The 26976-nt window shown below is 71.8% G+C and carries 27 protein-coding genes; 16 read left to right on the top strand and 11 right to left on the bottom strand.

Annotated features, from left to right (window positions below; all coding sequences use genetic code 11):
• Nucleotides 1-123: 123 nt before the first annotated feature.
• On the bottom strand, nucleotides 124-777 hold the full coding sequence (locus ACFXOM_RS24840) for a CBS domain-containing protein (protein ID WP_385039325.1): 654 nt from the start codon (nucleotides 775-777) through the stop codon (nucleotides 124-126).
• Nucleotides 778-1069: 292 nt separating this feature from the next.
• On the opposite strand from ACFXOM_RS24840, the gene ACFXOM_RS24835 reads away from it, so the two are divergent.
• The 3 genes from ACFXOM_RS24835 to ACFXOM_RS24825 all read left to right on the top strand — a co-directional run bounded on the left by ACFXOM_RS24835 (nucleotide 1070) and on the right by ACFXOM_RS24825 (nucleotide 4512).
• Nucleotides 1070-1276, top strand: coding sequence for a hypothetical protein (locus ACFXOM_RS24835; RefSeq protein ID WP_385039322.1), 207 nt, complete (start codon nucleotides 1070-1072; stop codon nucleotides 1274-1276).
• A gap of 7 nt (nucleotides 1277-1283) precedes the next feature.
• A complete protein-coding gene (locus ACFXOM_RS24830; RefSeq protein WP_384937753.1) occupies nucleotides 1284-1985 on the top strand; it encodes a helix-turn-helix domain-containing protein in 702 nt (233 codons plus the stop codon).
• 127 nt (nucleotides 1986-2112) lie between these two features.
• Nucleotides 2113-4512 carry a glycoside hydrolase family 65 protein gene (locus tag ACFXOM_RS24825; protein ID WP_385039319.1) on the top strand — a complete coding sequence of 800 codons (2400 nt, stop codon included), beginning with the start codon at nucleotides 2113-2115 and terminating at the stop codon, nucleotides 4510-4512.
• A gap of 34 nt (nucleotides 4513-4546) precedes the next feature.
• On the opposite strand, the gene ACFXOM_RS24820 is transcribed toward ACFXOM_RS24825, so the two are convergent.
• A complete protein-coding gene (locus ACFXOM_RS24820; RefSeq protein ID WP_384937758.1) occupies nucleotides 4547-5413 on the bottom strand; it encodes a universal stress protein in 867 nt (288 codons plus the stop codon).
• Between the two features lie 178 nt (nucleotides 5414-5591).
• Here ACFXOM_RS24820 and ACFXOM_RS24815 point away from each other — a divergent pair, with 178 nt between their 5' ends.
• The 6 genes from ACFXOM_RS24815 (at nucleotide 5592) to ACFXOM_RS24790 (ending at nucleotide 10889) form a co-directional block, all read left to right on the top strand.
• Entirely contained in the window at nucleotides 5592-6095 is a 504-nt protein-coding gene (locus ACFXOM_RS24815) for a TspO/MBR family protein (protein WP_384944656.1), read from the top strand.
• A gap of 156 nt (nucleotides 6096-6251) precedes the next feature.
• On the top strand, nucleotides 6252-7439 hold the full coding sequence (locus ACFXOM_RS24810) for a 4Fe-4S dicluster domain-containing protein (RefSeq protein ID WP_384937764.1): 1188 nt from the start codon (nucleotides 6252-6254) through the stop codon (nucleotides 7437-7439).
• 13 nt (nucleotides 7440-7452) lie between these two features.
• Nucleotides 7453-7893 (top strand): cyclic nucleotide-binding domain-containing protein, encoded by a 441-nt coding sequence (locus ACFXOM_RS24805; protein WP_384937873.1) that lies wholly within the window; start codon nucleotides 7453-7455, stop codon nucleotides 7891-7893.
• The gene (locus ACFXOM_RS24800) at nucleotides 7890-8693 is read left to right on the top strand and encodes an FAD/NAD(P)-binding protein (protein WP_385039317.1); all 804 of its coding nucleotides are present in this window, start codon (nucleotides 7890-7892) and stop codon (nucleotides 8691-8693) included. Before ACFXOM_RS24805 ends, ACFXOM_RS24800 begins: the two co-directional genes overlap by 4 nt.
• A gap of 1 nt (nucleotide 8694) precedes the next feature.
• Nucleotides 8695-9498 carry an oxidoreductase gene (locus ACFXOM_RS24795; protein ID WP_384937769.1) on the top strand — a complete coding sequence of 268 codons (804 nt, stop codon included), beginning with the start codon at nucleotides 8695-8697 and terminating at the stop codon, nucleotides 9496-9498.
• The gene (locus ACFXOM_RS24790; protein ID WP_384944660.1) at nucleotides 9495-10889 is read left to right on the top strand and encodes a Ni/Fe hydrogenase subunit alpha; all 1395 of its coding nucleotides are present in this window, start codon (nucleotides 9495-9497) and stop codon (nucleotides 10887-10889) included. The genes ACFXOM_RS24795 and ACFXOM_RS24790 overlap by 4 nt, the downstream gene beginning before the upstream one ends.
• Nucleotides 10890-10928: 39 nt before the next feature.
• Here the strand turns inward: ACFXOM_RS24790 and ACFXOM_RS24785 are convergent, their stop codons facing one another.
• Nucleotides 10929-11177 carry a hypothetical protein gene (locus tag ACFXOM_RS24785; protein ID WP_384937775.1) on the bottom strand — a complete coding sequence of 83 codons (249 nt, stop codon included), beginning with the start codon at nucleotides 11175-11177 and terminating at the stop codon, nucleotides 10929-10931.
• A 278-nt stretch (nucleotides 11178-11455) separates the two neighbouring features.
• Here ACFXOM_RS24785 and ACFXOM_RS24780 point away from each other — a divergent pair, with 278 nt between their 5' ends.
• On the top strand, nucleotides 11456-12166 hold the full coding sequence (locus tag ACFXOM_RS24780) for a CBS domain-containing protein (protein ID WP_384937778.1): 711 nt from the start codon (nucleotides 11456-11458) through the stop codon (nucleotides 12164-12166).
• 294 nt (nucleotides 12167-12460) lie between these two features.
• Here ACFXOM_RS24780 and ACFXOM_RS24775 read toward each other — a convergent pair whose 3' ends face one another.
• The gene (locus ACFXOM_RS24775) at nucleotides 12461-13450 is read right to left on the bottom strand and encodes an Acg family FMN-binding oxidoreductase (RefSeq protein WP_384944662.1); all 990 of its coding nucleotides are present in this window, start codon (nucleotides 13448-13450) and stop codon (nucleotides 12461-12463) included.
• 24 nt (nucleotides 13451-13474) lie between these two features.
• Nucleotides 13475-14359, bottom strand: a complete 885-nt coding sequence (locus tag ACFXOM_RS24770; RefSeq protein ID WP_384937782.1) for a universal stress protein — start codon at nucleotides 14357-14359, stop codon at nucleotides 13475-13477.
• A 296-nt stretch (nucleotides 14360-14655) separates the two neighbouring features.
• On the opposite strand from ACFXOM_RS24770, the gene ACFXOM_RS24765 reads away from it, so the two are divergent.
• Nucleotides 14656-14910, top strand: a complete 255-nt coding sequence (locus ACFXOM_RS24765) for an SHOCT domain-containing protein (RefSeq protein WP_385039315.1) — start codon at nucleotides 14656-14658, stop codon at nucleotides 14908-14910.
• Between the two features lie 151 nt (nucleotides 14911-15061).
• Nucleotides 15062-17734, top strand: coding sequence for a cation-translocating P-type ATPase (locus ACFXOM_RS24760; RefSeq protein ID WP_384937788.1), 2673 nt, complete (start codon nucleotides 15062-15064; stop codon nucleotides 17732-17734).
• Nucleotides 17735-18306: 572 nt separating this feature from the next.
• Here ACFXOM_RS24760 and ACFXOM_RS24755 read toward each other — a convergent pair.
• Nucleotides 18307-18981, bottom strand: a complete 675-nt coding sequence (locus tag ACFXOM_RS24755) for a CBS domain-containing protein (protein ID WP_384937876.1) — start codon at nucleotides 18979-18981, stop codon at nucleotides 18307-18309.
• A 187-nt stretch (nucleotides 18982-19168) separates the two neighbouring features.
• Here ACFXOM_RS24755 and ACFXOM_RS24750 point away from each other — a divergent pair, with 187 nt between their 5' ends.
• The 4 genes from ACFXOM_RS24750 (at nucleotide 19169) to ACFXOM_RS24735 (ending at nucleotide 22129) form a co-directional block, all read left to right on the top strand.
• Nucleotides 19169-20089 (top strand): pyridoxamine 5'-phosphate oxidase family protein, encoded by a 921-nt coding sequence (locus ACFXOM_RS24750; RefSeq protein WP_384937791.1) that lies wholly within the window; start codon nucleotides 19169-19171, stop codon nucleotides 20087-20089.
• A 143-nt stretch (nucleotides 20090-20232) separates the two neighbouring features.
• Nucleotides 20233-20829 carry a universal stress protein gene (locus ACFXOM_RS24745; protein WP_385039313.1) on the top strand — a complete coding sequence of 199 codons (597 nt, stop codon included), beginning with the start codon at nucleotides 20233-20235 and terminating at the stop codon, nucleotides 20827-20829.
• The gene (locus tag ACFXOM_RS24740; RefSeq protein ID WP_385039311.1) at nucleotides 20744-21160 is read left to right on the top strand and encodes a universal stress protein; all 417 of its coding nucleotides are present in this window, start codon (nucleotides 20744-20746) and stop codon (nucleotides 21158-21160) included. The genes ACFXOM_RS24745 and ACFXOM_RS24740 overlap by 86 nt, the downstream gene beginning before the upstream one ends.
• Nucleotides 21161-21364: 204 nt before the next feature.
• A complete protein-coding gene (locus ACFXOM_RS24735) occupies nucleotides 21365-22129 on the top strand; it encodes an STAS/SEC14 domain-containing protein (RefSeq protein ID WP_385039308.1) in 765 nt (254 codons plus the stop codon).
• Between the two features lie 180 nt (nucleotides 22130-22309).
• Here the strand turns inward: ACFXOM_RS24735 and ACFXOM_RS24730 are convergent, their stop codons facing one another.
• The 5 genes from ACFXOM_RS24730 to ACFXOM_RS24710 form a co-directional block, all read right to left on the bottom strand.
• A complete protein-coding gene (locus tag ACFXOM_RS24730) occupies nucleotides 22310-22771 on the bottom strand; it encodes a cyclic nucleotide-binding domain-containing protein (protein ID WP_384937800.1) in 462 nt (153 codons plus the stop codon).
• A gap of 242 nt (nucleotides 22772-23013) precedes the next feature.
• Nucleotides 23014-23652 carry a V-type ATP synthase subunit D gene (locus ACFXOM_RS24725; protein WP_385039305.1) on the bottom strand — a complete coding sequence of 213 codons (639 nt, stop codon included), beginning with the start codon at nucleotides 23650-23652 and terminating at the stop codon, nucleotides 23014-23016.
• Nucleotides 23649-25061, bottom strand: coding sequence for a V-type ATP synthase subunit B (locus ACFXOM_RS24720; RefSeq protein ID WP_384944670.1), 1413 nt, complete (start codon nucleotides 25059-25061; stop codon nucleotides 23649-23651). The genes ACFXOM_RS24725 and ACFXOM_RS24720 overlap by 4 nt, the downstream gene beginning before the upstream one ends.
• 2 nt (nucleotides 25062-25063) lie before the next feature.
• Nucleotides 25064-26776, bottom strand: a complete 1713-nt coding sequence (locus tag ACFXOM_RS24715) for a V-type ATP synthase subunit A (protein ID WP_385039302.1) — start codon at nucleotides 26774-26776, stop codon at nucleotides 25064-25066.
• A partial coding sequence (locus ACFXOM_RS24710) for a hypothetical protein (protein ID WP_385039299.1) occupies nucleotides 26773-26976 on the bottom strand: 204 nt, incomplete at its 5' end. The genes ACFXOM_RS24710 and ACFXOM_RS24715, both read right to left, overlap by 4 nt.

The raw sequence follows: 26976 nt of genomic DNA, 5'->3' as shown, positions 1-26976 counted from the left end.
GCGCCCTGTCGCCCCGGCTCGTCTTGCTGCTCCCGGTCGCCCTGGTGCTCCGGGCGCACGGGACGGCCGGGTCCGCACGGGCGTCGCTCGGCGGGCGTCGCCGGTCGCCCGGCACCGCGGATGTCATTGCTCCTGCGGGCAGGTGAGGAGGCACTTCACCTCGACGACGCCGTCAACCGCGTGGGCGAGGCGTGCCGCAACGGGTATGAGGGTGCCGTCGCGGACGGTGCCGGTGAGGGTGACCACCCCGTCGGTGACGTCGACACGCACGCCGTGTCGGGAGACGGGGAACAGACGGTCGACCACTTCACGCCGGACCTCGTCGGCCAGGTCGTCGTCGGGGCGGAGGAAGACCTTGAGGAGGTCGGCACGGCTGAGGATCCCCTGGAGGGTTCCATCGGCGTCGACCACGGGTAGCCTTTTGATCCGTTGGCGGATCATCGTACGGGCGGCCTGCGGGAGTGGTGCGTCCGCGCGGATGGTGACCGCAGGAGTGGTCATGAGGTCCCCGGCCCGCACCGCGCCGGCCTTCGCCGTGTCGCCCAGGTTCCGCATCTCCTCGATGAGACCGGGCTCGGTGTCGCGGAACTCCTCCTTGGGCAGCAGGTCCGCTTCCGACACCACACCCACCACGCGGCCCTCGCCCTCGACGACCGGCACCGCCGTGACCTTCCACTGCTCCATGGCGGCGACGATCTCCTTGAACGGCGCTTCGCGTTCCACGGCCACGACGGTCCGCGTCATCACGTCGCCGACGGTGTACGGGGTGGAGACCATGGCGGCGTCCTCCTGAGTCGCGCCGATCTCGAGTCGGGCGTCGCGGCCGGGGCCGGCCGCTCGGGCGCTCGTCGACCGGTGGTGCCGGCGCACGGTGCACCGGCCGGCACGTCCGCGCCCATTCCCTCACCTTGGCACCCCACACGCGGTTCCGGATGGGGCCGGGAGGCACCGCCGGAGGGCCGTACGGCCCAAGCGTCGTGCCGTTGCCGGAGACACGCTGGCAGGGAAGGGAGCCGCGACGCGCTGCGTGCGGCCGGTGCCGCTTCGGCCGCGTCAGCCGGTGCGGCCGGTGCCGCACCCCCCTGCCGTCACGCTGGCGGGGAGCGGGCGAGCCGCCCGCCGCCGCGCCGGTCACGACCGCTCCGAGCCGGCGCAGATGGCGGAGGCGTACGGCGTGTTCTCCCGTGCCGCCGGCACGGGTGCCCTGAAAGTGGTGCTCGCCGGGCCCCGGCACGACGCCGTGGCACGGCCGCCCGAGCAGCACGAACAGAGGTGAGAGACAGATGCCGAGTGAACCCCCCCGCCCTTCGCCGCAGCCACTTCCGCACCGCCCCCGCACGGACTTCGGGCGGCGGCTCGCCGCCCGTCGCGAGGACCTGGGACTGAGCACCGAGGACGTGGCGGCGCGTGCCGGGGCGGCGACGACGTACATCCAGTACCTGGAGGAGCGACCGGCCGCACCGGACGCGGCGACCCTGCGCAGGATCGCCGCCGCCCTGGAGACGACCGTCGATGAATTGTCCGGCGGGACGGCGGACCAGCCCCCCGGCCGCGGCATGGCCCTCCGTGACACCGGACTGGCCGAACTCGACGAGGCCGAGTGCCGGGACCTGCTGTCCACGCACGGTGTGGGCAGGATCGGGGTGCTCACACCAGAAGGGCCCGCCGTGGTACCGGTGAACTACCAGACCTGTGAAGGTGAGATCGCCTTCCGCACGGCGCTCGGCACGGTCCCCGCCTTCGCCGCCGGCAGCGAAGTGGCCTTCGAGGTGGACAGGATCGACGACGTCTTCAGCCAGGGTTGGAGCGTGCTGGCGGTGGGCACGGCGCGGGCCGTCACCGACGAGTCGCTCATCCGGCGGCTGGAAGCCGAGGCGCCGTCGTCCCCCTGGGCGGGAGGGGAGCGGGACCTGTGGGTCGCCATCACTCCCTCCCGCATCACCGGCCGACGGATCGTCAGCCCGTGGAGCAGGGGTGGGGAGTGAGGACGCCGGGCGGGTGGCCGGCCGCGCGTCGACCGGATCCTCCTCGGCCGCGAGGAGGGGCGGCCCTTTCACCCAGCTCCCTGGCGACCGCGGTGCCGGCGCACGGCTGACGAGGGGGCGCACGGCAGTGACCACGGAATGGACGTGGGTGTACGACGGGTACGACCCCGAACAGGAACGCCTGCGCGAGGCCCTGTGCACCCTGGGCAACGGCTACTTCGCCACCCGGGGCGCGGTGTCGGAAGGCGGCCCCGGGACCGTCCACTATCCCGGCACCTACGTGGCCGGCTGCTACGACCGGGTGGCGTCCACGGTGGGGGGCCGCCGCGTGTGGAACGAGGACCTGGTCAACCTGCCCAACTGGCTGCCCCTGCGGTACCGGTGCCTCCCGAGCGACGGTCCCGCAGGCGACTGGCTCACCCCCGACCACCCCAGCCTGCGGCACTACCGGCTGACGCTCGACCTGCACGACGGGGTCCTCGTCCGGCAGATGCTGTTCCAGGACGCCCGGGGACGCCGCCTCGGCGTCACCCACACCCGCTTCGTGCACATGGCCGAGCCGCATCTGGGCGCCCAGCGGACGACGCTTCGCGCCCACGGCTGGAGCGGTCTGGTCGAGGTGGAATCCGGGCTCGACGGCGACGTCGTCAATGCCGGGGTCGACCGCTACCGCGAGCTGAACGGCCGTCACCTGACCGGGCACCGGGTCGGCACGGAGCGGGACGGCATCCTGTGGCTGACGTGCGGCACCGCCGATTCCGGCGTGCGGATCGGCATGGCCTTGCGGACCGCGGTGCACCCTTCGGCTGAGGGCCGCAGGCGCCTCACCAGGTCCGCCGCGGCGGAGAGGTACACCCTGCCGATCGCCCGCGGCAGGCCGGTGACCGTGGTGAAGACGGTCGCGCTGCACACGTCGCTGGACAGACCCGCTGACGACCCGCTTCGTGCCGCCGTCGACCTCGCGGCCGGCGCCGCCAACTTCGCCGGCCTGCTGGCAACGCACCGCGCTGCCTGGTCGCGCCTGTGGAGCCAGGCCGAGCTGGATGTTCCCGGCGACGCCGGCCGGATCCTGCGCCTGCACCTGTTCCACGTGCTCCAGACGCTGTCGCCGCACACCACGGACCTCGACGTCGGAGTGCCGGCGCGGGGACTGCACGGTGAGGCCTACCGCGGTCACGTCTTCTGGGACGAGTTGTTCGTCCTGCCCTACCTCACACTGCACTTCCCCGAGGTGGCACGGGCGCTGCTGAGCTATCGCCACCGCCGCCTGCCGCAGGCGACCGCGGCGGCGGCAGCAGCAGGGCGGCAGGGGGCGATGTTCCCCTGGCAGAGCGCCGGCAGCGGGCGTGAGGAGACCCAGGAGTTCCACCTGAATCCCCGCTCAGGCCACTGGCTGCCGGACCACAGCCACTTGCAGCGGCACGTGGGGTCCGCGATCGCCTACAACGTCTGGCGATACGGCGAGGCCACCGGCGACAACGGATTCCTCCACGGACCGGGAGCGGATCTGCTGTTGGGGATCGCGTGCTACTGGGCGGGGGCGGCCTCGTACGACACGGACCTCGGCCGCTACCGCATCAGGGGCGTCGTCGGCCCGGACGAGTACCACGACGCCTACCCCGGCGCCCCGGACGCGGGCGTGGACGACAACACCTACACCAACGTCACCGCTGCCTGGGTCCTCGCCCGGGCCCGTGACCTGTTCGACCGGCTGCTGCCCGCGCGCAGGGACGAGTTGCGGGAGCGCTTCTCACTGGACTGCGCGGCGCTCGACCGCTGGGACGCCGTCTCCCGGGGCCTTCACGTGCCCTTCCACGACGGGGTGATCAGCCAGTTCCACGGGTACGGCGAGCTGGCTGAACTCGACTGGGACGGCTACCGGAACCGGTACGGCGACATCCGTCGTCTCGACCGCATCCTGGAAGCCGAGGGGGACACGGTCAACAGGTACAAGGCGTCCAAACAGGCCGACACGCTGATGCTCGGCTACCTGTTCCCGCCGGCCGAACTCGCGGGACTCTTCGAGCGCCTCGGCCACCGCCTCGACGACGACCTGTGGCGCCACACCGTCGGCTACTACGCGGAGCGCACCAGCCACGGCTCGACCCTGAGCAGTCTCGTGCACGGCTGGGTCCTGACCAGACTGCAAGGTGCCGACGCGTGGCGCTACTGCGAAGAAGCCCTGCTCAGCGATGTCGCAGACATCCAGGGAGGCACCACGGGCGAAGGGGTCCACCTCGGAGCGATGGCCGGCACCGTCGACCTCGTCCAGCGGGGGATCACCGGCCTCGAGGCCGGCCCCGGCGGACTGACGCTGGATCCGGTGCCGCTGGACGAGCTCGCGCGTTTCTCCTTCACACTGTGCTTCCGTGGGCATCGAGGGATTCGCGTCACGACCCGCCCGGGAAGGGTGGGCATCAGCGTGCCCGCGGAGAGGCGAAGCCCACTCAGGGTGATCCTGCCGGGGGGCCGACGCGTCACCGTGCCCGCCGGCGAACAGCGCTGGTTCCGACTGCCCGGCCGGTGACGGCTTTCCCCGCAAGGTCACGGCAAGGTCACGCTCAGTCGTGGGCGATGATCGCGACCGGAGAGGTCACGTGGTGCAGCACCGCATGGGCGACGTGACCGAGGTGTCCGCCCACCGGAGAGCGGCGGATGCGGCGGCCGACGACCACCAGGCCGGCGCCGGGAGCTTCGGCGAGGACCTGCTCGGCAGGAGCCCCGACGAGGATCCTTTCCACGGTCCTGACCGCGGGATACCGCCGCCGCCACGGCCCGAGCACCCCCGCCACCGCTTCGGCGATGTCATCGGCCACTTCCTTCTGGACACCGTGGTCGAGCTGGGGGGCGTAGCTGAAGGCGAAGGGCAGCGTCCATCCGTGGACCGCCCGTACTCCGCACCCGCGCCGTGCCGCCTCGTTGAAGGCGAACGCCAGGATCGCGTCAGACGTCTCGTGGACGTCCACCCCGACGACGATGTCGCGGTCCGTTTCCCCGTCCGGACCGTCCACGGCGCGCACCAGCACGACCGGCGTGTCGGTCAGGCCGATCGTGGCCGTGCCCACGGAACCCACGAAGAACTGCTCGACCCTGCCGCGCCCTCGTGAACCGAGGACCAGCAGCTGCGCACCGGCCGCCTCCACGGCGAGGGCACCGGCCGGCCGGCCGACCCGTCGGCACACCGACACCTCCAGACCGGGACGGCTCTCCCGCACCCTGGCGGCGGCCTCGTCGAGGAGTGCCTCGGTCCACCGCTGGTGGTCGGCGGGATCGACCGGAGGCATCGCACCGGTCACCATCGGCCATCGTTCCTCCACGTGCACGAGGTGCAACGGTGCTTCCCGCAGGACCGCCTCTCGCGCGGCCCACTCCGCGGCGGCGTTGCTCTCGGGGGAGCCGTCCACTCCGACGGTCACAGGACGGGACATCCGCGTGCACCTCCTCGGTCGAACCCCCCACGGGGTCCGGTCCGTCTCCAGCTTCACCGGCGGGCGGCTACAGCAGCAGAGGCCGAGGGGCCCCCGCCGGGGCCGAACGGCCCACCTCGGCGCACCGGCGCGGAGCGCCGGGCCCGTTGGACCGCGTTCCGGGGGTAACAGGTACACCATGGAGCAACGCAGGAAAGGGACGGGGTGGGCTTCGGGCCCATGGTGGGCGTACCCGGCCACGGCCACGGCCACCGCGGCAGCGGCGGTCGCGGGGTCCGTGGCGGTCGACGCGGACAGCCCGTGGTACCGGGCTCTGGCCAAGCCCCGTTGGCAACCACCGCCGCACGTGTTCGGTCTGGTCTGGACGCCGTTGTACGTGTCCCTCGCGTGGGCGACGGGGCGGGCGCTGAGCGGGGCACGGCGGCCCGATCGGCGGGCGCTCGCCACGGCCGTCGGGGTGAACCTGATCACGAACGGGGCGTGGACGTGGTTCTTCTTCCGCAGGCAGAGCCCTCCCGCCGGACTGCTGGCGACCTTGGCGCTCGACGTCAGCAACGTCGTGCTCATCCGCCGCGTTGCAGGAGCGGACAGGACCGCGGCGGCGGCCCTGCTGCCGTACGCCGCGTGGTGCGCCTTCGCCACCGCGCTCAACGCGGACATCGCCTGGCGGAACAGAGGCTGAGCAGCGGGTCGACACGCCGGAGCAGCACCGAACGCCGGGACCGGACATCTGACACCCTGTCCGTGGCCGGTGGTGCAGCGGCCCTCGGGTGCCGCTGGCGCCGTGGGTCCCAGCGGGCGCCGGCGTCTTTCGGGGGGCCGAGATCAAGGACCGAGCATGGCGGATTCCCTGGATGACGGAGCGGGTGCCGACGGGCTGAACACCACGGTCGCCCTCGGCCGCGACGGTCTTGACGCGTTGGTGAGCGTCCTCAAGCGCCACGGCCGCACCGTGGTCGGTCCCACCGTGCGGGACGGTGCGATCGTGCTCGCCGAACTGGACTCCGCCGACGAACTGCCACACGGCTGGGGAGTCGAGCTGGAGGCGGGCCGGTACCGGATCCGACGGCGGGAGGACACGGCTGTCTTCGCGCACAGTGCCGGGCCACAGTCCTGGAAGTCGTTCCTGCATCCCGAGCGTGTCAGGCAGTGGACCGCGGACCGCGCACCCGGCGGCGACCTGTCGGTGCGCGAGGACGTACCGCGGGACGTCTCCTACGCCTTTCTCGGAGTCAGGCCCTGCGATCTACGGGCCATCCGGATCCTCGACCGGGTGATGACCGGAGGCAGGTATCCGGATCCGGCCTACCGGTCCCGCCGCAACGGGGCCTTCCTGATCGCCGTCGAGTGCACGGAGCCGGGAGCGACCTGCTTCTGCGTGTCCATGGGCGCCGGACCGGGAGTGGACGCCGGGTACGACCTCGCGCTCACCGAGGTACTGGACGCCGGGGGCCACCGCTTCCTGTGCAGGAGCGGAAGCGAGGAAGGGACCGCCGTGCTGGCGGAGCTCCCGCGCCGAAGCGCGGACGACGCCACGCGCACGGCCGCAGCCGGGTCGGTGCGCCGGGCCGCCGACCGCATGGGCCGGTCCATGCCACCGGTCGACCTGCGCACGCTGATGCGCGACAACCTGGAGGCCGAACGCTGGGACGACGTCACCTCCCGCTGCCTGAGCTGCGGCAACTGCACCATGGTCTGCCCGACGTGCTTCTGCACGACCACCGAGGACGTCACCGACCTGACCGGCGACCACGCCGAACGCTGGCGACGCTGGGACTCCTGCTACGACCTGGACTTCTCAAGCCTGCACACCGGACCGGTCCGGGCCTCGCCACGCAGCCGGTACCGCCAGTGGCTCACCCACAAGCTGGGCACGTGGCACGACCAGTTCGACAGTTCGGGCTGCGTCGGGTGTGGACGCTGCATCGTCTGGTGCCCGACCGGCATCGACCTGACCGAGGAGGCGCACGCCCTGCACGACGAGGCCAGGGCGAGGAGGAGCCGCGGTGACATCGCCGGCGGATGACCCCGGGGCGGGGATGCTCGCCGCACTGTCGGTGGAACACCGGGGACGGTTGATGGCGCTCGCGCACGAAGTGAGCCGCCCGGCGTCCACCCGGCTCTTCGAGGAGGGCGAGCGGGCCGACCGCTTCTGGGTCATCCGCTCCGGCAGCGTCGCCCTGGACGTCGACGTCCCGGGGCGCGGTCGCGCCGTCGTGGAGACGATCGGCGCCGGGCACCTCCTCGGCTGGTCGTGGCTGTGTCCTCCGCGGCAGTGGCATCTCGGTGCGGAGACCAGAAGTACCGTCACCGCCTGGGAGTTCGACGCCCCTGCGGTCCGCGATGCGTGCGCCGCCCATCCGGCGTTCGGTCTGGCGCTGGTGACCCTGGTCGCCGAGACGATCGGGGAGCGGCTGCGCGCCACGCGCACCCGACTGCTCGACCTGTACGGGCCTCGGGAAGGCGGACCTCCCGCATGACCACGGTCCCTCTCCCCTATCGTCTGGTGGGCCGCCGGCCCGAGACGGCCGACACGGTCACGCTCGAGCTGGAACCGGTCGGAGAGGCCCTGCACGCCTTCGCGCCGGGCCAGTTCGCCATGGTGTACGCCTTCGGCGTCGGCGAGATCCCCGTCTCGGTCTCCGGCATGGCCGGCGAACGGCTCTCCCATACGATCCGGGCGGTGGGTGCCGTGTCCCGGGCGCTGTGCGATCTGCCGACGGGCTCGTCCGTCGGTGTACGCGGCCCCTTCGGCACCGGCTGGAACGCGGCAGCGGCCCGCGGCCACGACCTCCTCGTCCTCGGTGGCGGAATCGGCCTCGCCCCGCTCCGCCCGCTGGTCCACGCCGTCCTGGCCGAGCCGCAGGTCTACGGGCGCGTGAACGTCCTCGCCGGTGCCCGCACTCCGGACGACCTGCTGTACGGGGGCGAGTTCCCCGACTGGAGACAGCCGTTCTGCGCCGTCACGGTCGACCGGCCCACCGGCGGCTGGACCGGGCGGGTCGGGGTGGTCACCTCGTTGATCGACGAGGCCCGGTTCGCACCGGCCCGCACCACCGCGTTCGTCTGCGGCCCCGAGGTCATGATCCGCGCGACCGCCCGAGTGCTGATCCACCGCGGTGTACGAGCCGGCCGCATCCGGGTCTCCCTGGAACGCAACATGCGCTGTGCCACCGGTCACTGCGGGCACTGCCAGCTCGGGCCGCTGCTGCTGTGCCGTGACGGCCCCGTCGTCGGCCATGACGTGGCCGAACCCCTCCTCGCCGTAAGGGAGCTGTGACATGAGTGGGCCCGCGCAGGCCCGAGAGCCCGACCGCCCCCGACTCGGCGTGTTCAAGTTCGCCTCCTGTGACGGCTGTCAGCTCACCCTCCTCGACTGCGAGGACGAACTCCTGGCCATCGCCGGGGGGATCGACGTCGCCCACTTCCTGGAGGCGTCGAGCCACGTCGGACCCGGACCGTACGACCTGGCCCTCGTCGAAGGCTCGGTCACCACCGCCGAGGACGCGGAGAGGATCCGGCGCATCCGCGCCGGGTCACGTCACCTGGTCACCATCGGCGCCTGTGCCACGGCCGGAGGTGTCCAGGCGCTGCGCAACTACGCCGACGTCACCGAGTACCTCCAGGCCGTCTACGCCCGCCCCGACTACATCGCGACCCTCGCCACCTCGACCCCGATCTCCGCACACGTACCCGTCGACTTCGAGCTGCGCGGCTGTCCCATCGACCGATCGCAGCTCCTCGAGGTCATCACCGCCTTCCTCGCCGGACGCAAGCCCGGCATCCCGAACCACAGCGTCTGCTTCTCCTGCAAGCGCCGCGGCACCGTGTGCGTCACCGTCGCGCACGGCACGCCGTGTCTGGGCCCCGTCACCCATGCGGGTTGCGGGGCCATCTGCCCGGCCTACGGACGGGGCTGCTACGGATGCTTCGGCCCGGCGGCGACCACCAACCTCCCGGCGCTCGTCCCGCTCATGCACCGTGACGGCATGGGCACCGGGGACGTGCGGAGGTACCTACGCACCTTCAACGTCACCGCCTTCGCCGCCGTGGAGGACGCCGAGGAGGAGGACGACCTGCCGTGACCGAGTCCGGTGCCGTCGCACATACGCTGCACGTCCCGGCACTCGCCCGTGTCGAGGGCGAGGCCGCACTGCACCTGGTGGTCGAGGGGGACACCGTCATCCGGGCCCAGCTGAAGATCTATGAACCGCCGCGGTTCTTCGAGGCCTTCCTGCGGGGCCGCACCCACGGGGAACCTCCCGACCTCACGTCCCGCATCTGCGGCATCTGCCCGGTGGCCTACCAGCTGAGTGCCTGCCGCGCCGTCGAGGACGCCTGCGGGACGGTGGTCGACGGCCAACTCGCCGCTCTGCGCCGCCTGCTGTACTGCGGCGAGTGGATCGAGAGCCAGACCCTGCACATCCACCTCCTGCACGCCCCCGACTTCCTCGGCTACGGCGACGTGTTCGAGATGTCCCGTGCGCACGTCGCCCACGTGCAGCGCGGGCTGCGGCTCAAGCAGGCGGGCAACGCGGTGATCGAACTGCTCGGTGGACGGTCGATCCACCCCGTCAACGTCCGCCTCGGCGGATTCCACCGTACGCCCACCCGCGCCGAGCTCCGCCCCCTGGCGGAGCGCCTGCGCATCGCCCTGGACGACGCCTGGGACACCGTGCGCTGGGTCTCCGGATTCGACTTCCCCGATGCCGCGTGCGACGCCGACCTTCTCGCTCTCGCCGAGCCCGACACGTACGCCATCGAGTCCGGCGTACCCACGGTTCTCCCGGCGGGTGGAACGGGAGCGCCGCGCCGGTTTCCCGTCCGCGCCTTCTCCGAGCACGTCGTCGAGGAGCAGGTCCCGCACTCCACCGCGCTCCACTCCAGGCTGGACGGCCGCCGGCACCTCACCGGCTGCCTCGCCCGCTACGCCATCAGTGGCCACTTGCTCTCCCCGACGGCCCTCGAGGCGGCGCGGGAGGCAGGTCTGGGCGATCCACCGCTGCTCCCCCGCGCCCCCGGAAGCCGTCCGGACGTGCACTCCACGAACCCGTACCGAAGCATCGTCGTCCGGGCCGTCGAAGTCCTGTACGCGGTGGAGGAGTCCCTCCGGATCATCGAAGCCTACGAGCCGCCGCCACGGGCCCATGAGGACGTGGCTCCTCGGGCTGCGGTCGGGCACGGTGCGACCGAAGCTCCTCGCGGACTGCTCTACCACCGCTACGCGCTCGACGGCGAAGGCCTCATCACCGAGGCGTGCTTGGTCCCCCCGACCGCTCAGAACCAGGGAGCGATCGAGGACGACGTGCGCCGTGCCGTCCAGGCCGAACTGGCCCGCGGTGCCGTGGACGAGCCAGAACTCACACGGTTGTGCGAACGGATCATCCGGAACCACGACCCGTGCATCTCCTGCTCGGCGCACTTCCTCGACCTGGACATCCAGCAGGGTGGCGTCCGGGGCGGGGTCGCGGGCTGACGCACCGCTCGTCGCGCCCCGCCGGCCGAACCGGAACCACTACTCGACGGCGGGGTCCCCGTCCGCTCGCCGGGCGGCGTTCCTCACTTCGCGCTCGATGTCCTCCCTGGACATCGCCACGTCCCTGCGCGCCGCGTACTGCGCGACGGCGGTGTGGAACGCATCGTCGGCCACGCGCCACACCTGACGCTGTGCCTCGAACTCCTCCTCCTTGAGCCCCGCCAACTTCGCGCGCTCGACTTCAGCGGCGCGTTCCAGTCTGATCAATTCATCGGGAATTCCTGCCACAGAACCGCATCCTAGGCGTCGGAGGGCCGTGATCGGCCGCCGTTCCCCCGAAGCGTGTGGGTGACGGATGCGCCCCGGCCCGTCCGTCGTCCGTGGCGGGCGGGGGGTGGTCGCGCCGGGCGGTGCGCCACCTGGGCATCGCGTTGCGTACGGGGCCGATCGGCCCCGTACGACGCCCCCATCAGGACCTTGTGCCGCGCGGAGAACCGTCCGAGCGTGGATTGCGGCGGCAGGGTCCGCCGGAGTCAGGGCCGACTCCGGGGTCGGAAGGAGCCGTGATGAGGCACAACACGATCGGCCATCTCATGGTGCGGGACGTGGTCTCGGTGGCGCCACAGACGTCCTTCAAGGAAATCGCCGTGCTGCTCTCCGAGCACCGGATCAGCGGCGTGCCCGTCGTCGACTCCGGGCTCAGGGTTCTGGGCGTGGTCTCCGAGAGCGACCTGGTGTTCCGGCAGCCGGGCAATGCGCCGCACTGGGAACCCGATCCCGGTACGGCGACCGGCGGCGCACCGGACCCTTCGGAGGCGACGGCACGTGAGCTGATGACCCGCCCGGCGATCACGGTCGACGTCGACGAGACGGTGGCCGGGGCCGCACGCACCATGGCCGGACACGGAGTGGAACGTCTGCCCGTGGTCGACGGCCAAGGACGGCTGGTCGGCATCGTGACGCGCCGTGACCTGCTCCAGGTGTTCCTGCGACCTGATGCGGAGATCAAGAGGGAGATCGTCGAGGACCTCTTCGCACGAACCCTGTGGCTGCCGCCCGGCAAGATCACGGTGAAGGTGTCGGACGGCGTCGTCACGTTGGAGGGCCAGCTGGAGCGGCTCAGCGACATTCTCGTCGCCGTCACGATGGCCCGGCAGACCGATGGTGTCGTCGGCGTCAACGACAGATTGGGCTACCTCTTCGACGACTCGTCGAGCGCCGGGGAGCGGGAGGGCAGGACCAGGCGCCGCAAAGCAGTCAGGGAGCGGTCTCCGTAGGGTCGCCGACGGCCCCGCGTCGGGCCCGCCCCCACCGAAGACCGCCCGCACCGCACCCGCCGAAGACCGGAGGGGGTCCTGACGCGGTCCGGTGCGCGGTCCGGTGCGCGGTCCGACGTCGACGGGCGGTCCGACGTCGACTCCGACGTCGACGGGGAGCTTGCTTGCCGGACCATCTCGTGATGCGTTCGGCGGGTCACTGCCGGGAGACGGTCGGCGCACGTACCCCGAGCAGCGGCACCGGGCGGACCGAGTCCGCGGGCCGATTCCGCCGGCGGTGCGGCCCGCGCGCATTCACACGATCTCGAGCACGTCCCTGACCGGCCGCCGCGGCGTCGAGTGTCCCGCGGGCCCGTAGCCGACCCGGATCACCATCTGGACGAATCCCATCGCCGATAGCGGGTCCCGCACCACCCAGCGCAGCTCCGGCCACTCCAACGCCTGTGACGTCAGGGAGCAGGCCAGCCCGTCCAGGGTGGCCCGGAGCAGGACGCGCTCCATCGCCTGGCCGGCTCGCAACCAGTCCTCAGGGCCGTCGTTGGCGGTGCCCAGCAGGACGAGGCAGGGCTGCTGCTCGAACGTGGCCGTGTCACGTCCGGGGACCGGTCGTCCGGCGGAGAAATCCCGTACGGGAGCGGTGACATCGTGTTGCCGGGGGCCGAACGCCCTCGCGGGAATGCCTTCCCCCTGGGTCGTGGTGTCCTCGGGACTCGTGCGGGTCCAGCGGGCCAGCTCCTCGAGCACTTCGGGGTGGAGGGCCTCGCGCCTCTGCGCGTCGTGGGTGAGGTTCAGGAGCTCCTGCAGATGCCAGTCGTCGGGCACGTGCAGCCGCGCTCCCTCCAGCAGGGCTGCTTCTCGCAGCTCGTTCAGCACGGCTTCGGGGACCGGCTCACCCGTGAAGGGGTGTCGGCTGGTGTGACGACGTCGGATGGCGGGGTGCAGGGCCGCGAGATCGACATCACGCCGTGCGGCCGGATCGAGACGCACCTCCGCGAGGAGCCAGGGATCGTCGGGGGCCGGCAGCAACGAAGTGGCCGCTTCCCTGCCGATGCGGGCGGCAGCCACCCGCAGGTTGAAGAGAGCGGCACCGCACCCCAGGTGCAGGGCGCGGTTCTGCGGGTCGCTCCTCTCCATCAATCGACCTCGATCACCGCGCAGTTGCATCGTGCCCCGGTCGCTCAGGTAGCGGAACATCCACGGCTGGGCGTTGTGCATCGAAGGAGCCAGCCCAGCCTCCTCGACGAGTGCGGCAACGGTGTCCGTGCCGAGGGACGCTGTGCTCACGGAATCCTCCTGTACGTGCTGGGATCAGTCGTGGGCGACGACGGCGACCGGGACCGTCGCGTGGTGGATGACGGCGTGGGCCACGTGGCCCAGGTGCCCGCCCACCGGGGAACGGCGGATGCGACGCCCCACGACGATCAGGTCCGCTCCGGCGGCAGACTCGTACAGCACCTGCTCGGCGGGAGCGCCGACCAGAGCCCTTTCCTCGACCTTCACCCCGGGGTACCTCTGCCGCCAGGGCAGCAGCACGTCGCCGAGCCTGCGGCTCACGACGTCGGCGACCTCCTGCGCGACGCCCGGGTCGAGCACGGGTGCGTAGCCGAAGGCGAAGGGCAAGGTCCATCCGTGTACCGCCCGGATACCGCAACCACGCCGTTCTGCCTCGTCGAAGGCGAACTCAAGGACGCTGTCACCCGTCTCCTGCACGTCCACCCCCACGATCACGTCTTTGTACGGCGTCGCCGTGTCCTGGGCGGGCTCGGGAGTCCGGGAGGCACGGACGAGGACGACCGGCGTATCGGTCACTCCGATCGTAGCCGTCCCGATCGAGCCGAGCAGGAATCCCGTGACGGCGCCGAGTCCACGCGAGCCGAGGACCAACAACTGTCCGCCGGCCGCCTCGATGCCGAGTGCGGCAGCCGTCCGGCCGGCGAGCCGCCGTGTGGTGACGTCCAGGTCCGGGTGGCGTCGCCTGACGTCTTCGGCTGCCTCCCGCAGGAACCCGTCGGCCCACCTGCGGTGTGCCTCGCGGTCGAGAGCGGGCAGTGCCACCGCGGCGGGAACGGGCCACTCCTCCACGTGCACCAAGCGCAAGGGCGCCTTGCGCAGTTGGGCCTCCCCTGCCCCCCACTCCGCGGCGGCGCGGCTTTCGGGGAAGCCGTCCAACCCCACGATCACCGGGCGGGTCATCGTCGCACACCTCCTGAAGGCCACGGTTGCGGCCACGCCTCCAGCCTCCCCGGCCCGACCGGGCCACTGCAGGGGCCGACGGTCCCTTGCAGGGGCTGAACGGCCCATGACCCCATACTGCCCGTTGCCCCACGCCGCGACAGGGTGAGCGGCCTGCAGCAGTACCCGAACGTCCCGGCGGACGCCCCCATCCGGCCCCACCCTCAGCACGTGCGCTGCGCCGACGATGTGAAGCAGGAATGTCGCGGGTGCGGGCGCCAGGGCTCGCGTCCCCTCGTCGAAGCGGGTGAACAGCGATGATGTTCTGGTACGACCACGACATCGGCGGATGGGGCTTGTTCGCCATGTCCGCCAGCATGATCCTCTTCTGGGCCCTGGTGATCTCCGCGGTCTTCCTGCTCGTCCGGAGCCCGGACCGCACCCAGGAGCACCACCGCATCCGGTCCACGCCCGAGGAGATCCTCGACGAACGCCTGGCCCACGGGGAGATCGACACAGACGAGTACGAGCGCCGCTTGGCGGCCCTGCGCCCCGGGGTCCGACGGACGTGACCCCCGCGTCCACCGCGCAGCGGGCTGATCCCGGTGTGCCGGGAACCGGCGACCGTTCTGTGACGGCGTGGAGTACCTCTGCCGCAGTTCCGCGCCCGTACGCCCAGGGGCAGCGACGGACTTTCGGCCGGCTGCCGGAACGGAGCGCAGCGTGACGCCCGACGACGCCCGAACGACGCACATCGCCCATGCGCCACCGGCGGGACTGACAGGGCGGGAAGCTGCGCGGCGGTTGGAAACCCACGGCCGCAACGAGGTGCGGACGAACCGCAGTGTGCCGCTCCACGCCCGGGTCCTCGCACAGCTCCGTGATCCGCTGATCATGGTTCTGCTCGGTGCGGTCGTCCTCACGCTCGCCATCGGCGATCACGCGGACGCCGTGGTCATCGCCCTGGTCATCGTCGTGAACACCACCGTCGGTGTGATGCAGGAGGTCAAGGCCGATCATGCGGTGGCCGCGCTCTCGGCCCTCTCCGCGCCGACCGCGCGCGTGCTGCGCGACGGCTCCGGGCGCGCGGTGCCGGCGACGGACGTCGTGCCGGGCGACGTGCTGCTGCTGGGCGAGGGTGACATCGTCGCCGCCGATGCCCGGCTCCTGGAGGGGTCAGCCCTACTCGTCGACGAGTCCATGCTGACCGGAGAGTCCGCGCCGGTGGAGAAGGACGTCCTGCCGGGCCATCCGGAGAGCGCGACGCTGAGTGCCGGCACGGTCGCCGTCAGGGGCCGGGGCGTGGCGGAGGTGACGGCCACGGGCGCGGACAGTGCGCTCGGCCGTATCGCCGCGCTCCTGGAGGGACGGGCCGAACCCACCCCCCTGCAGCGGCGGTTGGCGACGCTGGGTCGGATCCTCGCCCTGGTCACCTTGGCCTTGTGCCTGCTCGTGTTCGGGCTCGGCCTGGTCCACGGCCTGCCGCCGACGACCATGGCGGTGACGGCGATCAGCCTGGCCGTCGCGGCCGTTCCGGAGTCGCTTCCGGCCGTCGTCACACTCGCCCTGGCCCTCGGCGCTCGGCGAATGGCGGCTCGCCACGCCGTCGTGCGCAAGCTGCCGGCCGTGGAGACCCTGGGCTCCGTGACCGTTCTGGCCACCGACAAGACCGGCACGCTCACCGAGGGCAGCATGACGGTCGAGCAGGTGTGGATGCCCGGCGGCGCCGTCGAGTTCACCGGGGTCGGCTATGCACCGCGCGGCGACGTACGCGTCGACGGACGCGTGGCGAGGGCCGGGCAGCTCGGCCCCGTCCGGGAGTTGCTGACGGTCTCGGCGTTGTGCAACGACGCCGAGCTCCGTCCGCCGGCCGGCGCCCCGGGCGCCGCGGACGGTCGCTGGACGGCGCTGGGAGACCCCACCGATGCAGCGCTGCTCGCCGCAGCGGGCAAGGCGGGCTGCGACGACCGGCGCCTGCTGCGGGAGACGTACCCGAGAACCCGCGAGGAGCCCTTCGACAGCCTGCGGAAACGGATGACCACGGTGCACACGACACCGCACGGGCACCTGCTGATCTGCTTGAAGGGAGCACCGGAAACCGTGCTCGATCCCGAGGTGGTCGACGAAGGCACGCGCCTCCTTGACCGGGCGCGGCAGGAGGCGGCCCTACTCGCCTCCCGTGGCTACCGCGTGCTGGCCGTGGCGTCCGGCACCCGGACGCAGGCACCGGCCACGGCCGCAGCCGCAGAACACGGCCTGCGGCTCCTGGGCCTGGTGGCGATGAGCGATCCTCCGAAGCCCGCGGCGGCCGCGACCCTGGCCGCCTGCCGGGCGGCGGGCATCACACCGGTGCTGGTCACCGGGGACCACCCGGCGACCGCACGCTCCGTCGCGGCGCGCTTGGGCCTCCTCGATGCCGCGTCCGGTGATGGCGCCGTCGCCACGGGGCGGGACCTGGCCGCGGGCCGGATCGATCCGACCACGGTGACGGTCTTCGCCCGCACCGACCCGCAGCAGAAGCTCGAGATCGTCCGGGCGTGGCACGCGCACGGCCACGTGACGGCGATGACCGGCGACGGCGTCAACGACGGACCCGCACTACGTGCTGCGGACATCGGCGTGGCCATGGGGCGCCGAGGCACCGAGGTCGCCCGGCAGGCGGCCGACTTGGTGCTCACCGACGACAAACTGTCCACGGTGGTGGCGGCGGTCGAAGAGGGACGCCGGGTGTACGACAACATCCGTCGGTTCCTCGTCTACGCCCTGTCCGGCGGCGCGGCCGAGATCCTGGTGATGCTCATCGGTCCCGTGCTCGGACTCCCCCTTCCGCTGAGGGCGGGGCAGATCCTCTGGATCAACCTCCTGACACACGGTCTCACGGGCGTGGCCGTCGGGGCTGAGCCCGTGTCGCCGCAGGCCATGCTGCGGCCTCCGCGGCCACCGCAGCAACACGTCCTCGGGCACGGCCTCTGGCAGCGGGTGCTCTTCCTCGGCGTGGTCGTGACCGCTTCCTGCCTGGCCGCGGGGCTCGCAGCGCAATCCGTGGGCGCGCCGTGGCAGAGCGTGCTGTTCCTGTCCCTGCTGACCGCTCAACTGGGTGTCGTACTGGGCCTGCGGGGGCGCCTGTTCACCGCGGACAACCCCTTCCTGCCCCTGTCGGTCATCGCGTCGGCCGCACTCGGGGCTGCCGCACTGTACGCCCCGTTCCTCCGCTCGGTCCTGGAGACGGAGCCGCTCGACTGGGCGGGCTGCGGGGCGGCGGCGGTCGTGGGGCTGATCGGCTTCGCCGCCGCTCGGTTCAGCGCTTGGACACGGGTGAGGCAGTTGTTCACCGGGGGTGATCGGGTGATCCCTTCTGCCGCACACCTGCACGGCGCTCCGGACGCCCGGGAGTAGGCACCCTTTGCCGGGCCGGAGCGCCGCAGGGCCCGTGCGTGCGAGGATCGGCGTGCGCAGGAAGCCGGTCACCGGGGCCGTTCGGTCCCCCGAAGGGGACTGGTCGGTCCTCGTGGGAGGGGGGACGGGGGTGTTTTGCTGGAGTCGGCGGAGGGGGCCGACAGAGGATCCGGAGGAGCGGCTGGAGCCGTGCACCGGACAATCAGGACCCGCGAGAAGCGGATGGCCCTCTCCGCCGTCGTGTCACACGTCCGGGTCGGGCTCGTCCCTCCCGTCGGCGTAGGCGCCCCGACGCCGTACGGCGCGCGCTCCACCGATTGCCGTCGTTCCGTGTCGAGCCGGAACGACGTGGACGGGGCCCACCTCACCTCCCGGGACGACGTCGAAGCCTGGGCACGCGCGCTTGCTCCCGTACGCCCTTTGCTCCCGTTCGGTGTGACGGACTCCCCGGGTGCCCGCGTGCGGGGAACGCGCCGACGGTGGGACCGGGAGTGGGCCGCGCTCCGAGGCGGGGGCGAGGACTCCTCCGGAGGCCCGCACCGACGCCTCCCGGCGCACCGGGAGACCGTGCACTAGGTGTCGGCGGGACGGGGGCGGGTGTCATCGACCCGGTAGGCGAGGCGCTCGGAGACGCCGACGACGCCGTCGACGCTACGGCACAACCGCTCGATGACGGGGATCAGGCTCCTGAACTCAACGGTCCCGCCGAGCCTGACCTGCCCCTCGCCCACCTCGACCGTCACGGCGGAAGGATCGATCCCCATGGTCTGCCGTAGCACGTCCCCGGTGATCTCCTCGCGCACGGCTTCGTCGCGTCGTAGGAAGATCCGCAGCAGATCGCGGCGGCTGACGATGCCACGGAGTCTGTCCGCCTCGTCCACCACAGGCAACCGCTTGACGTCGTGGACCTCCATCAGACGGGCGGCCTCCACCACACTCCACTCCGGACGGGCGCAGACCGCCGGAGCCGACATGAGCTCTTCGGCCCGGGCTCCCTCGGCCTTTGCCCGCTCCCACGCTTCCAGGTGCGGAATCGGGGTCAGGCCCGACGGGTCCGCCTGGTCCGATGTCTTCCGCAGGAGATCGGCCTCTGACACGACTCCCAACGGTCGGTCGCGTTCGTCCACCACCGGGACGGCGGTGACGTCGTTCTCCGCGAGGAGCTTGACGATCTCCTTGAACGGCATGTCACGCGGCGCCCGCACGACGTCGCGTGTCATGAGCTCTTCCACCGTTCGGTGGTGCATGTCGGGCTCCCATCGGGCGGTGACGCCCTCGTGTTCGGCGACCACCGCGTCAGCGGGCGGCCCACCCATCGGGCGATCAGGTCCGCTCGTGACGCCGGCTGTCCCGCGATCGATTCTTCCGTCCGTGCGTCCACACGGACCGCGTGGCACGTTGGATACAGAACATTGTGGGGAAAGGGCGGCGATCATGCGAGCTCACCTAGGCGATCAGCTCATCGTCGAACGTACGACGACCGGCGCTGCGCGGCGCGACGGCGAGATCGTCGGACTTCACCACGAGGACGGAACACCCCCCTACGACGTGCGCTGGTCCGACACGCAGGAGGTGACCCTCGTGTTCCCCGGTCCCGACGCGCGCGTCCGGCACCTCGGGCACGAGGCCGGAGCCGCTACGGGGCGTTACCCGGCACCGGACGAGCCAGCCGGACGGTCCGGGGCTCCGGCGCAGCCGCCCGCCGGGGTGCCCAACCCCGGCGACATCGGCCGGCGCGTCGCCTCGGAACGCAAGCGCCGGGGCCTGGGCCTCGAGGAGACGGCGCTTCGCGCCGGAGTGGCGACGGCATATCTCGCGTACCTCGAAGAACATCCGGCTGATCCGAGCCCAGCCACTCTCATCAGCCTGGCCGCGGCACTGGGCACCAGTGTCTCCTCCCTGCGCGGGGGCGGGGTCGACCGGCCGCCGGACCGGGGTACGACGGGTGCGCTCCCTCAGCTCGTGGAGCTAGGACCGGAGGAATGCCGAGCCCTGCTCTCCACGCACGGGGTGGGACGCATTGCGGTGACGACACCGGACGGCCCGGTGGTCGTCCCGGTGAACTACGACGTCATCGACGACTCGATCGCCTTCCGCACCACACCCGGGTCCGTGCCCGCGGCGGCGGTCGGAGCGAACGCCGCCTTCGAGGTGGACCATGTCGACGAGGCCACGGGCCGGGGCTGGAGCGTACTCGCCGTCGGCCCCGCACGGGTGGTCACGGAGCCCGACGCCGTGCGGCGACTGGCCGAGCACGCCCACAGCGCTCCGTGGGCAGGGAGCGGACGCGAGATGTGGGTGTCGATCCGGCCCGCACGCCTCACGGGGCGACGCATCACGACGGCGGTTCGGTGAGCAGTTGCCGCTCCGTACGCACGAGAGCACACGAGCCGGCGGCCACTTCGGGCCGGGCGGTACGTCCGCGCGGCGGTGAACCGCTCCGGCCGGGCGGAGCAGGTCTGCCGTAGCGCCTGAGGAGGCAGCACCAGGGAGGAGCGATGACAACCATCCGCCGGCTACCGGTCGTCGTCGGCATCGACGTCCAGGACCAGGGTGTCGCGCTGGACTGGGCGGCTGACGAGGCCGCCCGCCGATCGGTTCCGCTCCGCTTGCTCCACGCGGTACTGCCGGTGGCCCACCACGTGCGCGGCGTCTCGGAGACCGCTCACCACAAGGCGCTGAGGCGGTTGGGTGACGAGGCGCTCGCCAGGTCCCTGCAACGGGTCCGTGAACGGCGGCCGGGTCTCGAGGTGACGACGACCACCTCGGATGCCAATCCGGCGCAAGCGCTGGTACGGGCGTCGGCGCGGGCGGGATTGGTGGTCCTGGGCTCGCGTCGGCTGGGGCGACTTGCGGCGGTGCTCAGCGCGGCTTCCACGACGGTACCGGTGAGCGCGAACGCGGCGTGCCCCGTGGTCGTCGTGCCGGAGGCCCGGCGCACCGTGGGAGAGCCCCCCTGCCTCGTGGTCGGCGTGGACGGCAGCGCATCGGCCGCCGCCGCCCTGGCTCATGCCCTGGACGACGCCGCCTCACGGGCGGCTACGGTGCGCGCAGTGTGGGTGTGGCAGCCCCCCTCTCCTCGGGTCCGTCGATGAGCCGGCCGCGATCGAGTCGTGTCGCAGGCAGTTGCACGAAGCCACCGAGGGACGGTCCGCTACTCATCCCGATGTCCCACTGGGTCGTGCAGTGCTGCGGGGACATCCGGTCGAGGTACTGGCTCAGGACGCCGAACGGGCCATCGCCGTGGTCGTCGGCCGCCGGGGCCGCGAGGGCTTCGTCGGCATGCGCCTGGGCTCCGTCCCGCACGGTCTGCTGCGCAGGGCCGCCTGCCCCGTGGTCGTCGTCCCCCCACTGGCCCCCGGAGATCGGGAGGGCCTGCCGTCGGAGGCCCGCGAGGGCGAAGAGCCCCCGTCCGCGGTGGGATGAGTCGCTGCCCGTGGATCCCGCGCGCTGCGGGGCGACGAGGACGTCGGCGCCGTCGGAAAATGGGCCGGGTAGCACCCGGAGGGAGGGCCTGTGGCCCCTGCGGGGAGGCACCGTGGGGGAGGAGGCTGGGAAGAGCACGAGGAGGCCTCGTCCCGTTCCACACCCGTCGCCGCACGGGTTGCGGGGCACGGAGAGGAGTACGACATGCTCGAGAAGGTCAAGGACGTGCCTGTCGGAGTGGACGCCGTCAAGGCGGTGGGAACCGTGTCCAAGAACGACTACGAGACGGTGATCGAGCCGCTCGTCGACAGCGCGCGCCGCGAAGGCCGCCGCCTCCGGTTCCTGTACGAATTCGGCCCGGAATTCCGCTCGTTCACCCCCGGGGCCGGCTGGGAGGATCTCAAGGTCGGCTTGGACTCGCTGCGGCTGTTCGAAGGCTGCGCCGTGGTCAGCGACCTCGACTGGATCCGCCGGTCCGTACGGGTCACGGGCTTTCTGATGCCCTGCCCGGTACGCACCTTCGGCAATCAGGAGCGCGAAGAGGCCCTGCGCTGGCTGAGTTCGCTCCCTGAGGGCCCGGGGATCACCCACCGGCTCCTGCCGGAATCCCACGTCGTCGTCGTCGACGTCGCGCAGCCCTTGCGCACCGCTGATTTCGACGCGCTGTCGCTGACCGTCGACGGCTGGCTCGAAAGCCATCCGGAGTTGGCGGGCGTCGTCCTCCACGCGAGGGGGTTTCCCGGCTGGGAGAACATGGCGGGCATGCTTCGGCACGTACGTTTCGTGCGGGACCACCACCGGAAGATCAGTCGGGTCGGGCTGGCCGCCGACAGCATGCTCGCCGACTGGGTTCCCCACCTCGCGAACCATTTCGTCCAAGCCGAAGTGCGACGCTTCGGCTACGACGAACTCGACGATGCCATCGCCTGGGCGGCAGGGCCTCCGGAGGAACCAGGGGGCGCCGGCTGACCGAGCGTGCGGGTGTTCGTGTGGGACCAGCGCGGGAGCGTTCGCGTGCGACGGGATCAGCGGGCCCGTGCCGCCTCCGCGCTCATCGGTCCGAAGCGGCCAGTGCGGTCCGGAGGCGGCCAGGACCGCGGTCGCGGTCCGCGGCCGTAGCCTCCCACGCTCAGCGTGCCGGCGAGCGGTTCACCGCGGAACCTGCGTCACACCGCTGCCGTGAGGCGCGTAGAGGTCGAGGAGCCGGATCCGGGTGGCCTGCAGCCGGTGGGCGACCACCTCCAGGACGCGGCGCGTCAGAGCGAGGCCGAGGGCGGGATCGCTGTCGCACAACCCTCGCACGGCCTTCGCGTCGAATTCATGAGCCCGTACCAGGCTGAAGGCCTCCGCCCCCAGATGCCAGGTGTACGGCGGTATGAGCCAGGACCAGCCGAGCAGATCACCGTGGCCCAGCGTCTCCACCGTGGCGGCCCGGCGGCCGTATGCCTGGAGGTCCAGGGAAACAGCACCGGTCCGGATGATCCAGAACCGGTCGGCCGGGTCGTGTTCGTCGAAGATGCGCGTGCCCGGAGGGAAGGACACCTCGTGCGAACACGAGATCATTCGATCCTGGACCTCCGGGGGCAGGCCGCGGAGAAAGGTGCTGTTCATCGTGTCCTCCCGACTGCTGGCTTCGGCGGGCGGCGCGATCGCCTACCGACCGCGCCCACGTCCAGGGTGCGCCGGAAGGAGGCCGCGCACGTGGGCCGAGCGGTCCCCCCGTGCGGCCCGGACGGCCTTCTGTCCCAGTGTGGGGGCGGCCGTGCCGGGTGACGTCGGCCCCGGCACGGCCGCCGATGGCGCCCCGCGTACCAGCGTGCGGGGCACCCAGCCGAGCACGCCGGTCCGTGACCTCAGCGGCTGCCGTCCGGCCCTGGCACTCCCCCGCCCTGTGCGGCCCAGCGCCTGCGTACGTTGTCCTCGCGTTCTGCCTGCTCCAGAGCGAGTTCCGTCGCGGCGAGTTGCTGCGTCAGCAGCGGGATCCAGTGCCGGCGCAGGGCACGAACCCGTTGGCGCGTCCGGTTCGCCTCGGCCGAGATCAGGCGGGCGGCGGCCCGGGCGGCGGCGAGCTCGGCGCCCGCACGCAGTGCTTCCCGGTAGGCGCGCTCCGACTGGAGGAGGGCGGTGTTCCGCGGTGTCGGCTCGTCGGCGGAGCGTTGCGCGGGCACGCAGACGGCGCCGGTGGGGTGACGCAGCCCCATGGCTGTGCTCCACTCCACGGTGACCTCCGCCCGGGCTGCGGGGGTGGCCTGGACGAGTGCTTGTTCGCCGCTGAGCAGAAGGCCGCGCAGCAACCGGGTCTCCGCCTCCGCCAGGAGCCGCGTCCACTCCCGGCGTGCAGCCGCTTCGCGTTGCTCGAACACCTGCACCCTCCCCAGCAGCGTGTGTAGTTTCCGCTCCAGGAGCTCGGCGCCGCGCAGCGCCGTATCGAGTCGGTACTGCAGTCGCAGCCGACCCGCACGCCCCTGGGTGGGCCCCGTTCGTGCGGTCACGGCTCCGGCTCCCTGCGCTCCGGTCCCGGAGCCGGTACCGGCCGCTCGTGCGCGTCGAGCAGTGCGGCAGGGATCATCCCCAGCTGGCTGCGGGAGAGCGTGAGCAGTGTCCGCCAGGCGCGGTCCATGGCTTCGTCGAGCGTCCGGCTCTCGTCGCGACGCTGCACGAGGAACTGATGGAGGAAGGATTCCTCAAGGTCCAGGTATCGCAGGTCCGCGGGGCTCAGCGCGGACCTGCCCATCAGGTCGGCAAGATCGCGCACCTGTCGCGCCCGGGAGAGGGCCGCGATCAGTTGTGCCGCGACATGGGGGTGATCGTCACGGGTACGGCCCGCACCGACTCCTCTGCGCATGAGTCGTGACAGCGAGGCGAGGGGGTCCACCGGGGGATACGCGCCCCGCGCCCAGGCGACGGGCGACAGGACGATCTGCCCCTCCGTGATGTAGCCGGTCAGATCGGGAACGGGGTGGGTGATGTCCCCGGCCGGCATGACCAGCACGGGCACCACGGTGACCGACCCCGGTCTGCCACGTATCATCCCGCACCGCTCGTACAGTGACGCGAGGTCGCTGTACAGGTAGCCGGGATACGCGCGTCGGGCCGGGACCTCGCCGCGCGCGGCGGACACCTCGCGCAGGGCTTCCGCATAGGCCGTCATGTCCGTCATGACCACGAGGACGTGGCGTCCTTCGGTGAAGGCCAGGTGCTCCGCAACGGTGAGCGCCAAGCGCGGGGTCAGGAGCCGTTCGATCACCGGATCGTCGGCGGTGTTGAGCAGCAGTACGAGCTCCCCGGCCGCCGATCGTTCCGCCAACCCTTCGCGGACGAACGCCGTGTCCGCGTGAGTGAGGCCCATTCCGGCGAAGACGACGCCGAACGGCTGACCCCCGCACGAGGACTGGGCCGCGACCTGGACGGCGAGTTCGAGGTGGGGAAGCCCGGCAGACGAGAAGACGGGGAGCTTCTGGCCCCTGACGAGAGTGGTCAGAACGTCGATGGCACCCACACCCGTGAGCACCGGGTCGACCGGTGGTTCCCTGCGCACGGGGTTGATCGGCGTACCGCCGACGGCCTCCTCGACCCGGCCGATGACCGGAGGCCCTCCGTCAACGGGCTCTCCGCGTCCGTTGCAGGTCCTCCCCAACCAGCCTGTCCCGACGGGAATGTGCAACGGTCTGCCGGAGAAGGCGATCCGGGTGCGAGTCGGATCCAGGCCGGCCGTGCCCTCGAAGACCTGCACGACGGCGAGTTCCCCGTCGACCTCCAGGACGAGTCCGTGCCGTTGAGCACCGTCGTCCGTGACGATGCGCACGAACTCGTCCCACCCCACGCCGGCGACCCCTTCCACGACCACGAGCGGGCCCCGCAGCTCACGAACGCCCGTGTACTCGACTTCGTAGGCAGTCACCGTCACACCAGTTCCCCGAGACGTTGCAGAATCGCTTCCCGGGCAGTTGTCACCGCTGCCACGTCATTCGGACCGGCCTCTTCACGCGCACGTACGAGCGGTGTGAAGTCCACCTCCTCGACGGCGTCAGCGCGCTCGGCCGAGTCGGCCAGGTCCGCACAGCGCTCGATCACGGCGAGCACCGCCGTGACGAGTGCGGTCGTCTTCTCCGGTGAGGAGTAGGCGTCCCCAGGTGCCATCGCGTTCTGCTGCAGGATTGCTTCCCTGGTAAGTCGCCCGCCGAGCACGCTGACCCGTTCCCCGGGCGGGAGTGCGGTGACCCCGACCAGTTCGACGAGGTCGGCCAGGCGATCGGCCTCGGTCAGAAGGCCCGCGACCCGTTCACGGCGTTCCGCCCACTCCCGGTCACCCGCCGCCGCGTGGGCGGCCGCGACAGCAGTGACGTCCCGGGAGAACGACGCCGACCACGAGAGCGCGGGATAGTGACGTGCGTAGGCGAGTTCCCTGTCCAGGGTCCACAGCGAACGGACGAACCGCTCCGTGTGTGCCGTCACCGGTTCGGTGAAGTCCCCTCCCGGCGGGGAGACCGCTCCGATCACGGTCACGGAGCCGGTGGTTCCACCCAGGGTGCGCACGGTCGCGGCGCGCTCGTAGAACGCGGCGAGTTCCGAGGCCAGACGGGCGGGATACCCCTCTTCGGACGGCAGCTCGCCCATGCGGGAGGCGAACTCGCGCAGCGCCTCGGCCCATCGGGACGTGGAGTCGGCGATCAGCACCGCGTGGAGTCCCATGTCGCGGAAGTACTCCGCGACCGTGGCGCTCGTGTGCACGCTCGCCTCACGAGCCATCATCGGCATGTCGGAGGTGTTGGCGATCACCACGGTCCGGTCGGCGAGTTGTCCCCCGGTCCGGGGGTCCGCGAGTCGGTGCAGTTCGTCGAGAACGTCCGCCATCTCGTTGCCGCGCTCGCCGCAGCCCACGTACACGATCACGTCGGCATCGCACCACTTGGCGATCTGTTGGAGCAGGACCGTCTTCCCCGTTCCGAACCCGCCCGGGACGGCGACCGTGCTGCCCCGCACCATGGGGAACAGCAGATCAATGGCGCGCTGCCCCGTGGTGAGGGGCACCACGGCGTCGAGACGCTCCCGCGCGGGGCGGGGTTTCCTCGCGGGCCACTCCGCGGACAGACGCACCTCGCCCCCGTCCACCGCGGCCACCACGGCGTCCGAGGCGTACCTCCCAGCGGGCGCGACCCAGGACACCGAGCCCGAACTCCCCGGTGGTGCGAGGACCTTCAGCGGCACTGACAACCGGACGGAACCCAGCGCCGCGCCTTCGTCAACCGACTCTCCCTGTCGCACACACGGCTCGAACTGCCATGCGTCGTCCGGTGGAGGCGCACCCGACGCACCACCGGACAGACGGTCACCGGCGGACCTCAGAGGGCGGAGCAGTCCGTCGAAGACACCGCCGAGCAGGCCGGGTCCCAGACGCACCGACAGCGGTCGCCCCCGGGGCCGCGCCGGCATGCCGGGAGCGAGTCCCCCGGTGTACTCGTACGCCTGGACGGTCACCACGCTTCCCCTGATCGCCACCACCTCCGAGGGCAGCCCGCTCTCGCCGAGCAGGACGAGGTCGTGCATGGCCGTCCCCGCCTCGTAGGTCAGCTCCACCAGCGGTCCGGCGACCCGCAGGATCCGTGGGGCGCTCACGGGGCCCACAGGAGTTCCACCTCCGCACCGTTGCGCTCCAGCGCACGGTCGGCCAGGGTCGCGAGCGAGAGGTCGACACGACGCCCCGGCGCCTCGGCCAGCACTCCCCCGCCCGCGCAGTCCGTGATCACGGCGTCCGGTCCGAGCAGCGGGAGGGTAAGCGGCTCCCCAAACGCGAGCCATCTCTTACTTGCCCCTCC

Source organism: Streptomyces sp. NPDC059169, from assembly GCF_042755225.1.
Lineage (GTDB): Bacteria > Actinomycetota > Actinomycetes > Streptomycetales > Streptomycetaceae > Streptomyces.
Note: the sequence above shows the minus strand (reverse complement) of the source record. Positions and strands in the feature narration are given on the sequence as shown.

What these genes read in the sequence shown, in the direction of transcription:
- ACFXOM_RS24840 (WP_385039325.1), bottom strand. Translation starts at nt 777, where the DNA reads ATGGTCTCCACCCCGTACACCGTCGGCGACGTGATGACGCGGACCGTC.
- ACFXOM_RS24830 (WP_384937753.1), top strand. Translation starts at nt 1,284, where the DNA reads ATGCCGAGTGAACCCCCCCGCCCTTCGCCGCAGCCACTTCCGCACCGC.
- ACFXOM_RS24820 (WP_384937758.1), bottom strand. Translation starts at nt 5,413, where the DNA reads ATGTCCCGTCCTGTGACCGTCGGAGTGGACGGCTCCCCCGAGAGCAAC.
- ACFXOM_RS24815 (WP_384944656.1), top strand. Translation starts at nt 5,592, where the DNA reads ATGGAGCAACGCAGGAAAGGGACGGGGTGGGCTTCGGGCCCATGGTGG.
- ACFXOM_RS24810 (WP_384937764.1), top strand. Translation starts at nt 6,252, where the DNA reads ATGGCGGATTCCCTGGATGACGGAGCGGGTGCCGACGGGCTGAACACC.
- ACFXOM_RS24805 (WP_384937873.1), top strand. Translation starts at nt 7,453, where the DNA reads ATGCTCGCCGCACTGTCGGTGGAACACCGGGGACGGTTGATGGCGCTC.
- ACFXOM_RS24800 (WP_385039317.1), top strand. Translation starts at nt 7,890, where the DNA reads ATGACCACGGTCCCTCTCCCCTATCGTCTGGTGGGCCGCCGGCCCGAG.
- ACFXOM_RS24795 (WP_384937769.1), top strand. Translation starts at nt 8,695, where the DNA reads ATGAGTGGGCCCGCGCAGGCCCGAGAGCCCGACCGCCCCCGACTCGGC.
- ACFXOM_RS24780 (WP_384937778.1), top strand. Translation starts at nt 11,456, where the DNA reads ATGAGGCACAACACGATCGGCCATCTCATGGTGCGGGACGTGGTCTCG.
- ACFXOM_RS24770 (WP_384937782.1), bottom strand. Translation starts at nt 14,359, where the DNA reads ATGACCCGCCCGGTGATCGTGGGGTTGGACGGCTTCCCCGAAAGCCGC.
- ACFXOM_RS24765 (WP_385039315.1), top strand. Translation starts at nt 14,656, where the DNA reads ATGATGTTCTGGTACGACCACGACATCGGCGGATGGGGCTTGTTCGCC.
- ACFXOM_RS24755 (WP_384937876.1), bottom strand. Translation starts at nt 18,981, where the DNA reads ATGCACCACCGAACGGTGGAAGAGCTCATGACACGCGACGTCGTGCGG.
- ACFXOM_RS24750 (WP_384937791.1), top strand. Translation starts at nt 19,169, where the DNA reads ATGCGAGCTCACCTAGGCGATCAGCTCATCGTCGAACGTACGACGACC.
- ACFXOM_RS24745 (WP_385039313.1), top strand. Translation starts at nt 20,233, where the DNA reads ATGACAACCATCCGCCGGCTACCGGTCGTCGTCGGCATCGACGTCCAG.
- ACFXOM_RS24740 (WP_385039311.1), top strand. Translation starts at nt 20,744, where the DNA reads ATGCCCTGGACGACGCCGCCTCACGGGCGGCTACGGTGCGCGCAGTGT.
- ACFXOM_RS24735 (WP_385039308.1), top strand. Translation starts at nt 21,365, where the DNA reads ATGCTCGAGAAGGTCAAGGACGTGCCTGTCGGAGTGGACGCCGTCAAG.
- ACFXOM_RS24730 (WP_384937800.1), bottom strand. Translation starts at nt 22,771, where the DNA reads ATGAACAGCACCTTTCTCCGCGGCCTGCCCCCGGAGGTCCAGGATCGA.